Raw genomic sequence first — 12,220 nt, 5'->3', positions numbered from 1 at the left:
CTACCCTGCGCCGATCATGCCGGAGGCAAGGTCGGCCAGGGCGCGTAGCCGGTCCAGCTGACGCATGTCGCGGTGATAGCCCATCCAGATGTCCCGCCCCGGTGGTGGCTGATGCTCGTCCAGCAGCCGCAGGCCGGGCACCGAGTCGCCGAGCACACGTGGCAACACAGCAACCCCAAGCCCTTGCGCACACATCTGTGCCTGGACCGTCCGGCTGCTGCTGGTGAACACGGTGCGAGACTGCGGGTAGCGCTGCTGCAGCCAGTGCACATCCGGGTAATGGGCCTGGGCAACGTTCATCAGGATCAACCCCAGCCCCTCGCCGCCCGGGTGTGGCGCCGGGGCATGCAATGCGGTGTAGAGCCCGTAAGGCAAGGTCGTCAGTTTGCGCTGGACAATGTCAGGCTCGGTGAAGGGCACGATCCGGAAAGCGATGTCGGCATCGCGACGGGCAAGGTCGAACAGCCGATGCCCGGCAATGACTTCGGGCACGATCAATGGATACCGTCGTGCCAGTTCGGCCAGCACCGGCGACAGCACATGACAGGCGAACCAGTCGGCCGAGGAAATGCGCAACAGCCCTTCAGGCTGATCGCCATGCCCCGCCAGACGACGTTCGATGGCCAGCGCACTGTGCTCCATGGCGAGCGCCAGGTCGAGAATCCGCTCACCATTATCGGTGAGTACCAGCCCCTGGCCAGTGCGCAGGAAGAACGCTTGTCCACTGGCCTGTTCGAGCACCTGCAAGCGCCGCCCGACGGTCGGGTGACTGACCCCTAACGCCTTGGCGGCCCCTCCCAACGAGCCACTGCGCGCGATCGCCAGGAAGATCCGCATGTCACTCCAGTCCATACTGCCCTCTCGTGCCAGAATGAGCGATGAGGTTGCAACAATGATGGCGTGGCTGCAATCCCAAAGGGGCTTCCCGGCGAGGCCGGTAGTACCAAGGCCGCTCCATGCCATTGGCGGATTTGAGTCCAACCGCAAAGGCGATCTCCAGGAACCCGGCAACGATCAGCAGTAACCAGGAGCTGGTGTTTTCAGCCAAACAGATACTGGCTGAAACCGTAGCATTACGACATTTTCAGCCAATGATCCGACGAGGACAGACACCATGCGCATCGCCTTCCTTGCCTTCCCCGCGTTCAACTGCTGGATGTGGTCGGTCCGGCTGATGTCTTCGCCGAGGCGGCTAAGCAATTGGGCAACCCGCGGGCCTACCGAGTCGAAGTGATCGGCACCGAAAAAGGCATGATCAAAGGCTCAAGCGGTTTGAAGCTCGCCATCGACGAGACCTTCGAAACCTATAAAGGCAGGATCGATACCTTGCTCGTGGCCGGAGGTCCGCAGATCGACGAGATCGTGCTCAACCCTGCCTTGCAGCAGTGGCTGCGCACCCATGCTATGAAGGTGCGCCGCATCGGCTCGGTTTGCAGCGGCGCCTTCCTGTTGGCCGCCGCCGGCCTGCTTGACGGGCGTCGTGTCACGACCCACTGGAATTCCAGCGCGAAACTCGCCAAAGAGCACCCGCAGACTGAAGTCGACGCTGATAGCATTTTTATCAAGGACGGCAACCTCTACACGTCGGCTGGTGTCACCGCGGGTATGGACTTAGCTTTGGCACTGCTAGAAGAGGATCACGGCAGGGAGTTGGCGCTGAAAGTGGCGCGAGAGATGGTGATGTTCTGTAAACGACCGGGCGGGCAATCGCAGTTCAGCGCGCAGTTGGCAACCCAGACCCGAAGCTGCCGTTGAAAAACAAACGATACCGTGAGCGCTACTTGCACCCTGTGGGAGCGGGTTTACCCGCGAAGCAGGCGCCGCGGTGGATGGCACCGGCTGTGCCGGTGTTCGCGGGTAAACCCGCTCCCACAAAGTGGACTGCCCCTAAAATTCGGACGCTGCAGCCTGAGCCCTGTACTCGACAGGGCACAGGCCATTGAGCTTCAGTTTGATACGGTCTGTTGCGCCACCATGAATTCAGTCACGTCGGTCACACACTTCTGATCAGGTCACCTGATACACCCTGAACATTTTCTCGGCACCAGGTGGCTCAAGCTTTTGCTGGTCACGAGATCCAATTCATGGGTCTACGGGACTTAGTCAAGCACATTGTGTAGTACCTCATAGATGACACCTGAAGTGATAGCCACAAGCAGCAGGTCAGTCCCAGCTTGCTGCCACTCATAACCATTGTAATGAGGAAGTCGCCCGATCAGTCGGCTATCCAGCTTCTTCGCAATCCCGGGCGGGAGAGGCTTGCCGCGCGCCAGATTCTTCTGGATACCTGGCGGTAAGGGAGAGCCTGGATTCCAGTAATTGCGGTTGTCATTGAGGATGACTCGCACCCCTCCTAAATCGATGGAAGGCCCTTCGTGCCAGTCATTGCTGTTGCCCTGATGACCTTGGCTTGCGTGTTGTCCTCCCTTGTCGTGGCTTTTCCCTTTCCCGGGATCTGCCAGCAAGATCGGGCTTACAACCAGAGCCAGGGAAAAAGCTGCGGCGATACTCAATTTCCTTCTCATGGTATGCATTTCCTTGGGACCTTATCCAACCAGAGAGTAGCTAATCTATTGGTAGAGGCAATGCCAGCCGGGTGCGAGCATTCCGTCGGGATTCAAGAACTTAATCATCTAATGTCGGTCTGTTTGGCACCTTCAGCTCTACCACACGCCTCTGGAGGCGAATAAAAATGAGAAAACCCGTGCTTGCTGCCTTTGCTTGTGCATTGGCACTCGGGATGATTCCATTCGTACCCGCAGATGTCTCACCCATTGGTTCCGCCTATGCCAAAGGCGGTGGTGGTCATGGAGGTGGCAACGGTGGCGGTAATGGCGGCGGACATGGAGGTGGGCATTCAGGTGGTATGGGAGGGAACAGCGGAAATGGCCAGAGCGCTGGAAGCGATCACGCTGGCAAGGCCACACGCGATCACGGTGTAAGCGGCAACCATTACGGGAGCTCCCGCAACGCTGATAATGGCCACGGTACCACTACCTCGGGTATCGCACACTCCAAAGACACTCGCGGTTTGGCCAAATCCACTGCCATCTCACGAACGACTCCAGGTGATCACAATTCAAGAGGTCTATCCAACGCCGTCAGATCTTCTTCAAAGAATGATCGATGATTTCGCAGCTCGATGCGGTATAGACCTAACGTTTTCAAAAAGCCCGGCTTGTGCTGGGCTTTTTGGCTAGTACTGATAGGCGTTAAAGTCTGGGCAGCCGTTGGAACCGTTTCTGAGCCCAAAGGGGCCCTTCCAGCAAAGCCGATAGCAGTCACTGGCGACCGGCCATTTTTGACAACGAACGCGGGCCTCGCTCAACGCCCTTGTGGTCAGGCTATGCGGTCGAGGTGCGTCCATGGACAGGCAGGTGCGCAACAGTCAGTCCATTGGCAATGGCACTGGCTTCAAGCTTCGCACGCTCTGCCTCGAGAAACGCATAAGCGGCTTGCAGGGTTGTGATCTTCGCTTGGATGTCGGCCATCTTGTTGGCGACCAACGCCGCGCCTTGTGCGCAATCGATGGTATTTCCCCGCTTGGCCTGAAGGATGTCCCTGATCTCTGCGAGTGAAAAACCTCCGCCCTGGGCACTTTGAATGAGGGCCAGATCAGCCACGGTCTGCTCGCTGTAGCTACGGTAATTGTTGGCCAGTCGATGGGCCACGATGAGCCCGAGCTGCTCGTAATAGCGTAATGCATGGCGACCGATGCCACTGCGGCGCTCCAGCTCCCCGATATTCACCGTAAAAACTCCTTGACTGTAGAGCACGCTCTACACCTTAGCCTGCGCCGATCATCCAAACAAGGAGTCAGACATGGGCGTGGAATGCTTCGTCACAGGCGGCAGTGGGTTTGTCGGTCAACATTTGCTGGCTCGCCTCACTGCCACAGGGCACAAGGCCTGGGTGCTCATGCGCAGCCCGGAAAACATCGACCGTCTCAGGCAACAGGTAAGCAGCCTGGGAGGTGACGCCGCGTATATCCATGCAGTCGAGGGCGATATCAGCAGGGAGGGGCTTGGGCTCAGTGAAGCAGACCGGCAACGCGTGTCTTCGGCGGCGGTGGCCTTCCACCTGGCGGCGCAATTTACCTGGGGGCTGACGATGGAGCGCGCTCGCGAAGTCAATGTGCAAGGGGCACTGCGAGTGGCAAGGCTTGCGGCCAGCCAGCACATCCGGCTGGTGATGGTGGGCGGCTACATGCTGCAGAACCTTACCTACCTTGCCAAGGTCGGGGTGGATATCGTGTGCCCTGAAAACACCCATTGGCCTGCAGTCTACGGCCGTGTGGGTGGCTACGAAGGCAGCAAGCTCGAGTCGCATTTTGCCGTTATCCGCTACCTGCAGGAAGCAGACGCGGATTATACGATCGTCCATCCCGCTACGGTGTGCGGCCACAGCGAAACGGGGCACATCCTCGAAGGACAACCGCTGGCCGATCTCATTCGCAATCTTGCCCAAGGCCGCTTCAAGGCTGTCCCTGGTACAGACCGCCACTGGTTGCCGGTCGTCAGCGTCGATTACCTGGCGACGATGATAACCTGCGTGGCGTTCGACCCCTCGATGGCCAACCGGCAGGTCCTGGCGCTCGACGAGGGCTCAGCGACCCTGCAGGGGATGCTCGAGCAACTGGCAAAGACACTGGGCGTGAAGGCTCCTCGGCGCCATGTCGCAATCCGGTTGATCAAGTGGCTATTGACGATCCCCGGCCTGGCGGCTCGATTCGCTATCAGCGCCGAGTCGTTGAACTTTATCCAGACGCAGCGCTTTGACATGAACCGCAGCAGGCAACTGGAGCGCAAGTATCGGTTGACCCATCCCGATCTGGCACGAACGCTGGAAAAAACGGCGCGCTACGTCACGAATCACTTGCCCCACTGATTCAACCGGTCACAAGGAAGGTCATCATGCAATCGCACTTCGGCAATGGCGTCATCGCGGATAGTGCTCAAGGCCCCGATCAACGCCAACGTGACGGCAGGCGCAGGGTTGACGATAGCCGGCATTGATGCCGCAGTGCCGTGGGGTTGCCGCCAGCGCAAGCCCAAGCTTGTCATTTGCCAATGCTTGGGCCAAGGTCGATACCACTGACATCTCTGCCGAAGGAGTCACCCATGTCAAAGATCTATCCCGGTATCGATCCCGATGGGCTGGTCGAGTACTCGGTGGTCTACACCGACCGCTCGCTCAATCACATGTCGCAGGCTTTCCAAGGTGTGATGAACAACATCTCGAGCACACTGAAACAGGTCTACAACGCCGAGGCCGTTGCGGTGGTCCCGGGCAGCGGCACCTTCGGCATGGAGGCAGTGGCGCGGCAGTTTGCCACCCACCAGCAATGCCTGGTGATACGCAACGGCTGGTTCAGTTATCGCTGGAGCCAGATCCTTGAGATGGGCAACATTGCGCCAGCCACCACGGTGCTCAAGGCCCGACCGGTGGAAACGGGTCGCCAGGCGGCCTACGCCCCTCCCCCTCTGGACGAAGTGCTGGCGGCCATTGCGGCGCACAAGCCACAGGTGGTCTTCGCCCCCCATGTCGAAACCTCATCCGGGATGATCCTGCCTGACGCGTACCTGCGGGCCGTCGGCGACGCCGTGCACGCGGTGGGGGGCCTGTTCGTGCTGGACTGCATTGCCTCAGGCACGCTGTGGGTCGATATGCACCAGTGCGCCGTGGACCTGCTGATCAGCGCCCCGCAGAAAGGCTGGAGCGCCTCGCCTTGCTGCGCCCTGGTGATGTTCAGTGCCCTGGCCCTTGAACGCATCGCGCAGACGCAGAGCAGCAGCTTTGCCTGCGACCTGAAAAAATGGCTGCAGATCATGCAAGCCTACGAACAGGGCGGGCATGCCTACCATGCGACCATGCCCAGCGATTCACTGGCGCGTTTCAACGATGTGATGAACGAGATGCACGCCTATGGTTTCGACAAGCTCCGCAGCGAACAACAAGCGTTGGGCGAGCGAGTGCGCGCCATGTTGACCGGCAAAGGCATCAAGAGCGTGGCCGCAGCCGGTTTTCAGGCCCCTGGGGTCGTGGTCAGCTACACCGATGATGCGCATATCAAGAGCGGCAAGAAATTCGCCGAGCACGGCCTGCAGATAGCCGCCGGCGTGCCGTTGCAATGTGACGAGCCAGACGACTTCCAGACCTTCCGCATTGGTCTGTTCGGGCTGGAAAAGCTGCACAATATCGAGCGCACCGTCAGCACCCTTGAGCAGGCACTGGACGAAGTGCTGAGCCGTGACCACCCGCTGCCAGGCTGAATCGGAGGATCTGCGCTCAGACCCGCCGCAACCAGCCGATGAACTGGGCGAACAGCTCCGACTGCGAATTGATTTGCAGCTTCAGGTACAGGTTCTTGCGGTGCATCCGCACGGTCTCGGGTGAAATCCCCAGTTCATGGGCGGTGGATTTCACCGAGTGCCCCTGCAACACCATCTGCGCCACCTGCCGCTCGCGCTCGGTGAGTACCCCGCAACCAAAGCTGTCGAACGCCGCCTGCACGCTCTCCTCGGCCTGCGGTTGCGGCTCCAGGCCATGCCGGGCAAAGCGCATCAGCAGCTCGCGAACCATCGGCTCCGCCGCCTGCAGCAGGTGCAGCTGCGCCACGCCCAGGCGCGCGCCGCTGCAGCCCTGGAACAGGCTCAGGGAGATCTTGCTGTCGTTGCCCAGGTCGACGATGAAGTAGCTGTCCTCGCTGCAGCCGGTGCCCAGGTAATAGGTCTTGTAGTAGTCGCTGTCGAAGAAGTTGTCCGGGGCGATGTCTTCCAGGTGGTAGAAGCCCTGCGCCAGGCCCTTCTGCACCGCCAGGCAGAACGGGTCGAGCAGGTAGCCTGCGGCGAAATAGCGCTCCAGCACCGCCTCGTGGTAGCGGGCCGGGATGCCCTGCTGGTACAGCAGCTGCGGCGGCTGGCCCTTGCGTTCGAGGCTGATCAGCATCGACTCGGCGGCCACCAGCTGGCTGATGGCCGCCGCCAGCCAGGCCAGCGCGTCCGGGCCCTCGCTGTGGGCGAAGGCCTGTTGCAGGGCGCTGTGCCATTGCTGCAGGGCATGAAACGGCAGGTTTATTGTGGTGTTTTCGTGTGCTCGGCTCATGCCCCGCAGTCTACCGGCCGGGGCACGCGCGCGCATCTTTGGCTGCAGGTCGATCATTGGCCGTGATACAGGCCCTGCTCGGTCAGTTCCTGCGCCGCCTCGAGAATGCAGCTGCGCAGGGTGTCGACGATCTCGTCCACCTGGGCGTGGGTGATGATCAGCGGCGGCGACATCACGTTCAGGTGCATGATCGGGCGCACCAGCAGCCCTTTGGCCTGCGCCCGCACGTGGATGCGCTCGCCGATGTTCACCGCGTCCGGGAACAGCGCCTTGGTCTGTTTGTTGGCGACGAACTCGACGCAGGCCATCAGCTTCATGCAGCGCACCTGGCCGACCAGCGGCAGTGCAGCAAGGGTCTGCAGGCGCTGCTCCAGGTAGCCGCCGACGTCGTTGACATGAGCCAGCAGGTTTTCCCGCTCGATGATCTCGATGTTCTTCAGCGCCGCCACGCAGCACACCGGGTGCCCGCTGTAGGTGAAGCCGTGGGTGAAACAGCGGCCCTTGCCCGGCTCGGCGATCACCTTCCAGATGCGCTCGGAGAAGATGCACGCGCCCAGTGGCAGGTAGGCCGAGGTCAGGCCCTTGGCGGTGGTGATGATGTCCGGGGTGACACCGAACAGTGCTTCGGAGGCGAAGAAGGTGCCCAGGCGGCCGAACGAAGTGACCACTTCGTCGGCGACGAACAGGATGTCGTAGGTCTGGCAGACCTGCCACATGCGCTGGAAATACCCTGTGGGCGGGATGATCACCCCGCCCGAGCCCATGATCGGTTCGGCGAAGAAGGCGGCGACGTTGTCCGCGCCCAGGGAGAGAATCTTGTCCTCGAACTCGGCCACCAGGAAGTCGAGGAACTCGGCCTCGTCCAGGTCATCGCCCGCCCGGTAGAAGTTGGGGTTGGAGACGTGGTGGATCAGCTCGTGGGCATAATCGAACTCGGGCACCCGGTCGGCAGCCTTGTTGCCGATCGACATGGTCAGGCAGGTCGAGCCGTGGTAGGCGTTGTAGCGGGCGATCACGTGTTTTTTATGCGGCTTGCCGCGGCAGTTCTGGTAGTACTGGATCAGCCGGTAGGCAGTGTCCACGGCGGTGGACCCGCCGGTGGTGAGGAACACGTGGTCAAGGTCGCCGGGCGCCAGGCTCGCAAGCTTCTGGCACAGCTCGATGGCTTTTGGGTTGGCCATGTCCGAGAACGGGTTGGAATAGGCCAGCTGGCGCACCTGGTCGGCGATGGCCAGGGCCATTTCCTCGCGGCCCAGGCCGATGTTGGTGCACCACATGCCGCCGACGGCATCGAGGAAGCGGTTGCCCTGGGTGTCGTGGATGTAGGCGCCGTCACCGGCCTGGATGTTCAGCGCGCCCTGCTCGGCGTGCTCGTCGAACATGTGGTAGCCGTGCATGTAGTGGGCTTTGTCGGCTTGCACCAGCGGGTCATGGTTCAGGGTGGCGGCCAATGGGCGAGTCGCGGTAGCCATAAGCAATTCCTTTTCGGATCGGTACGGTGAAAGGGGTCAGATGCCGGTCTTGACCGTGCTCCAGACCCGGGTGATGGCGCGCATGGCCTGCGGGTCGTGGGACTTCTGGGTGAACAGCCGTTCGCGGGTTTGCTGGTCGGGGTAGATCGCCGGGTCGTTGCGGATATCGGCCTGCACCAGGGGCGTGGCGGCCGCGTTGCTGTTGGCGTAGTGGATGAAGTTGGTCACCTCGGCCATGGTCCTGGGCTGCAGCAGGTATTCGATAAAGCGGTGGGCGTTGGCCACGTGCGGGGCGTCGCTGGGCAGGTAAAGGCTGTCGAACCAGATCAGCGAGCCTTCCTTGGGAATGAAGAACGCCAGCTTGATGTCCTTCTTCGCCTCCACCGCACGGGCCTGGGCGGTCGCGTAGTCGCCGGACCAGGTCAGGGCCATGCATACGTCACCGTTGGGCAGGCTGGTGAGGTAATTCACCGAGTCGAACTTCTTGATGTAGGGGCGGATGCCCATGAGCACGTCCTGGGCGGCCTTGAGGTCGTCGGGCCTGGCACTCTGTGGGTCCTTGCCAAGGTACTTGAGAGCCAGCGGGATGACTTCGCTGGGGGCGTCCATCACGGTTACGCCGCAGTCGGCGAAACGCGAGACGATCTTTGGGTCGAACAGCATGGCCAGCGAGCCGATAGGCGCGTCGGGCATGCGCTGCCTGATCTTGTCGACGTTATAGGTGATGCCGGAGCTGCCCCAGGTGTAAGGCGCCGAGTAGTTCATGCCGGGGTCGAAGGCTTGCAGGCTCTGCACCACTTGCGGGTCGAGGTTGGCCCAGCTCGGCAGCTTGGTTTTATCCAGCGGCTGGAACACCCCGGCCTTGATCAGCGGTGGCACCAGCGAACCATTGAGCATCACCAGGTCGTAGCCGGAGCGGCCGGTGAGGAGTTTGGTCTGGACCGTCTCGTAGCCGTCGAAGGTGTCGTAGATCACCTTGATGCCTGTCTGCTTCTCGAAATCGGCGAGGGTATTTTCGCCGATGTAGTCGGTCCAGTTGTACAACCTGAGCGTGTTGCTGGTGTCTGCCTCGGTGGCCAGGGCGGCCGTGGCGGTACAACACATCAGCAGACTGGAAATCACCTTCAATGCCTTGCGCATAGCAACTCCATCGTGTGATCAGGATCGGCTCGGGCGAGCGATGGAGCCACTATCGGGCGGATTGGGCCATAGGGCCATAACCCGAATGGGTGGGGTCAGCCATACATAGACTGAACTTATGTATGCATACGTTAGATCGATTTTATTTATGCACAGTGCACTGCAAGGATGCATGGCACAGGGTGCCCATGGCTCGGCGCCCTTCCCGGTCCCTTTCTGGAGAAGCACGATGCGCCCTTTCTGGCTGGAACAAGCCCTGAACAATCAGCCCGACGAACCCTGCCCGCCCCTGCGGCAGGATATCCAGGCCGACGTCTGCATCGTCGGTGGCGGCTATACCGGCCTGTGGACCGCCATCATGCTCAAGGAACACAACCCCGAACTCGATGTAGTCATCGTCGAGGCGGATATCTGCGGCGCCGGCGCGAGTGGGCGCAACGGCGGTTGTGCGCTGTCCTGGTCGGCGAAGTTCTTTACCCTGGAGCGGCTGTTCGGGCTGGAAGAGGCCGTGCGCCTGGTCAAAGCGTCGGAGCAGAGCATCTACGCGATCGGCGACTTCTGCAGAAAATACGGCGTGGATGCCGACTACCGTCTCGACGGCACGCTGTACACCTCGACCAGTCAGGCTCAGGTCGGCTCCACCGACGCGGTGGTCGCCGCGCTGGAGCGCCATGGCATCAATACCTTCTGCAAACGCCCGCTGGCCGACGTGCAACAGATGGCGGGCTCGGCCCAGCACCTGGAAGGCTGGTACTCGCCCGCAGCGGCCAGCGTACAGCCGGCCAAGCTGGTACGTGGCCTGCGCCGTGTAGCGCTGCAGCTTGGCGTACGCATTCATGAAGGCTCGCCGATGGTCGGCCTGGAGCAAGGGCAGCCAGCCACGGTGATCACACCCCACGGCAAAGTCACCTGCGCCAATGTGGTGCTGGCGATCAATGCCTGGATGGCCCGGGCCTTTCCACAATTCGCACGTTCGGTGGCCATTGTCTCGAGCGACATGATCATCACCGAACCTCGCCCGGACCTGCTGGAGCGTATCGGCCTGACCAGCGGCGTGACCGTGCTCGACTCACGGATCTTCGTGCACTACTACCACAACACCCCCGACGGGCGAATCATGCTGGGCAAAGGCGGCAATACCTTCGCCTTCGGCGGGCGCATGCTGCCGGTGTTCGACCAGCCATCACCCTATGCGAACCTGCTGCGCGATTCGTTGGAAAAGTTCTTCCCGGCATTCACCGGCGTCGATATCGCAGCCACCTGGAACGGCCCTTCGGATCGCTCGGTCACCGGTTTGCCGTTCTTCGGCCGCATGGGCGCCAAGGGCAATATCTTCTATGGCTTCGGCTATTCCGGCAGTGGCGTGGGCCCGTGCCACATGGGCGGCCAGATCCTGTCGTCGCTGGTGCTGGGGCTGGACAACGCCTGGACCCGCTCGCCATTGCTCAACGGCCCGCTCGGGCATTTCCCGCCGGAACCCATCCGTTACCTGGGGTCACTGATGGTACGCAACGCCATTCGCCGCAAGGAGCGTGCCGAGGACCTCGGCCGGCGCCCTCGTCGGCTGGATGTTCAGCTGGCCAAGTTCGCCGCGGCAGCCGGCAAGGCGGACAAGGCATGAGCGGATGACCCTGGCATCGGTCTGTCCTTTATGAAAACTTGCGCAATCTCTGTGGGAGCGGGCGTGCCCGCGAACACCGGCAACGCCGGTGCCATCCACCGCATCGCCTGTTTCGCGGGCACGCCCGCTCCCACAGGTATTTGCGCAGTCGCTCAGACCGCGCCTGTGATCAGCGCGGCAGCGGATACAGTGCCTCATCGAACTGGTCGAGGCGTGGGAAGCTCAGCGGCAGGTCATCCGACAGGTGTTGCAGACGCTGCTCGTAACTGCGCAGGAACGCCTGGCGCGCCTCGTCACTGATGTACGGCACATGCCAAGCCACGAACGGCTCCAGCACTTCGAAGCCGACATAGGCCAGGGTCCCGCGCAGGATGGGCCGCAGCATGTCTTCAAGCGGCCCGTGGATCGCGCCCTCGCCGAACATGTGCTCACGCCCGCCCAGGGTCACGGTCACCAGCGCGCGCTTGCCGGCCAGGCCACCTTGATCGTAGAAGCGCTTGCCGCCATAACACACCCCGGACACCAGCACGCGGTCGATCCAGCCCTTGAGCATGGCCGGAGCCGAGAACCAGAAGATCGGGAAGTTCAGCACCAGCAGGTCGGCCCATAGCAGCTTGTCGAGCTCCTGCTGGATATCCGGGGCGATGGTGCCGCTCTTGACGCCCAGGCGCTGCTCCAGCGCGTACACCAGATATTCCGGGTTTTCCCGCTGGTTGAAGTCGTCGGCGCTGGCCACCGGGTTCCAGCCCATGGCGTACAGGTCGCTGACCTGCACCTCATGGCCCTGGGCGCGGAAGGTCTGTGCCGCCTGGTCACGCAGGGCGGCGGTGAAGGAGCGAGGCTCAGGGTGAGCGTGAACGATCAGTACTTTCATGGGTAACCC

Annotated in this window: 12 protein-coding genes; 5 read left to right on the top strand and 7 right to left on the bottom strand. The window is 61.7% G+C overall.

Annotated features, from left to right (window positions below; translation table 11 throughout):
* Nucleotides 1–852 (bottom strand): LysR family transcriptional regulator, encoded by an 852-nt coding sequence (locus CQW31_RS01670; protein WP_054887778.1) that lies wholly within the window; start codon nucleotides 850–852, stop codon nucleotides 1–3.
* Nucleotides 853–1,158: 306 nt separating this feature from the next.
* On the opposite strand from CQW31_RS01670, the gene CQW31_RS01660 reads away from it, so the two are divergent.
* Complete coding sequence (locus CQW31_RS01660) at nucleotides 1,159–1,755, top strand: AraC family transcriptional regulator (RefSeq protein WP_256587329.1); 597 nt, start codon at nucleotides 1,159–1,161, stop codon at nucleotides 1,753–1,755.
* Between the two features lie 344 nt (nucleotides 1,756–2,099).
* Here the strand turns inward: CQW31_RS01660 and CQW31_RS01650 are convergent, their stop codons facing one another.
* A complete protein-coding gene (locus CQW31_RS01650; RefSeq protein WP_054887779.1) occupies nucleotides 2,100–2,534 on the bottom strand; it encodes an anti-virulence regulator CigR family protein in 435 nt (144 codons plus the stop codon).
* A gap of 158 nt (nucleotides 2,535–2,692) precedes the next feature.
* Here CQW31_RS01650 and CQW31_RS31550 point away from each other — a divergent pair, with 158 nt between their 5' ends.
* Nucleotides 2,693–3,130: a hypothetical protein gene (locus CQW31_RS31550; protein WP_099813553.1), complete on the top strand. Its 438-nt coding sequence runs from the start codon at nucleotides 2,693–2,695 to the stop codon at nucleotides 3,128–3,130.
* A 214-nt stretch (nucleotides 3,131–3,344) separates the two neighbouring features.
* Here the strand turns inward: CQW31_RS31550 and CQW31_RS01640 are convergent, their stop codons facing one another.
* Nucleotides 3,345–3,749 (bottom strand): MerR family transcriptional regulator, encoded by a 405-nt coding sequence (locus CQW31_RS01640; protein ID WP_054887780.1) that lies wholly within the window; start codon nucleotides 3,747–3,749, stop codon nucleotides 3,345–3,347.
* A 73-nt stretch (nucleotides 3,750–3,822) separates the two neighbouring features.
* On the opposite strand from CQW31_RS01640, the gene CQW31_RS01635 reads away from it, so the two are divergent.
* The gene (locus CQW31_RS01635) at nucleotides 3,823–4,887 is read left to right on the top strand and encodes an SDR family oxidoreductase (protein WP_099813552.1); all 1,065 of its coding nucleotides are present in this window, start codon (nucleotides 3,823–3,825) and stop codon (nucleotides 4,885–4,887) included.
* A gap of 233 nt (nucleotides 4,888–5,120) precedes the next feature.
* The gene (locus CQW31_RS01630) at nucleotides 5,121–6,272 is read left to right on the top strand and encodes an aminotransferase class V-fold PLP-dependent enzyme (protein ID WP_099813551.1); all 1,152 of its coding nucleotides are present in this window, start codon (nucleotides 5,121–5,123) and stop codon (nucleotides 6,270–6,272) included.
* Between the two features lie 16 nt (nucleotides 6,273–6,288).
* Here the strand turns inward: CQW31_RS01630 and CQW31_RS01625 are convergent, their stop codons facing one another.
* The 3 genes from CQW31_RS01625 to CQW31_RS01615 are packed head-to-tail and all read right to left on the bottom strand — an operon-like array spanning nucleotide 6,289 to nucleotide 9,716.
* A complete protein-coding gene (locus CQW31_RS01625; protein ID WP_099813703.1) occupies nucleotides 6,289–7,104 on the bottom strand; it encodes a helix-turn-helix transcriptional regulator in 816 nt (271 codons plus the stop codon).
* A gap of 53 nt (nucleotides 7,105–7,157) precedes the next feature.
* Nucleotides 7,158–8,576 carry an aminotransferase gene (locus CQW31_RS01620; RefSeq protein ID WP_054887784.1) on the bottom strand — a complete coding sequence of 473 codons (1,419 nt, stop codon included), beginning with the start codon at nucleotides 8,574–8,576 and terminating at the stop codon, nucleotides 7,158–7,160.
* A gap of 36 nt (nucleotides 8,577–8,612) precedes the next feature.
* A complete protein-coding gene (locus CQW31_RS01615) occupies nucleotides 8,613–9,716 on the bottom strand; it encodes a polyamine ABC transporter substrate-binding protein (protein ID WP_099813550.1) in 1,104 nt (367 codons plus the stop codon).
* A gap of 229 nt (nucleotides 9,717–9,945) precedes the next feature.
* Here CQW31_RS01615 and CQW31_RS01610 point away from each other — a divergent pair, with 229 nt between their 5' ends.
* Nucleotides 9,946–11,337 (top strand): FAD-dependent oxidoreductase, encoded by a 1,392-nt coding sequence (locus CQW31_RS01610; protein ID WP_099813549.1) that lies wholly within the window; start codon nucleotides 9,946–9,948, stop codon nucleotides 11,335–11,337.
* A 169-nt stretch (nucleotides 11,338–11,506) separates the two neighbouring features.
* Here the strand turns inward: CQW31_RS01610 and CQW31_RS01600 are convergent, their stop codons facing one another.
* Nucleotides 11,507–12,211: an NAD(P)H-dependent oxidoreductase gene (locus tag CQW31_RS01600; protein ID WP_099813547.1), complete on the bottom strand. Its 705-nt coding sequence runs from the start codon at nucleotides 12,209–12,211 to the stop codon at nucleotides 11,507–11,509.
* Between the last annotated feature and the right edge of the window lie 9 nt (nucleotides 12,212–12,220).

The sequence above is a fragment of the Pseudomonas sp. 382 genome (assembly GCF_002759075.1).
GTDB lineage: Bacteria > Pseudomonadota > Gammaproteobacteria > Pseudomonadales > Pseudomonadaceae > Aquipseudomonas > Aquipseudomonas vlassakiae.
This window is presented reverse-complemented; position numbering and strand designations above follow the sequence as displayed.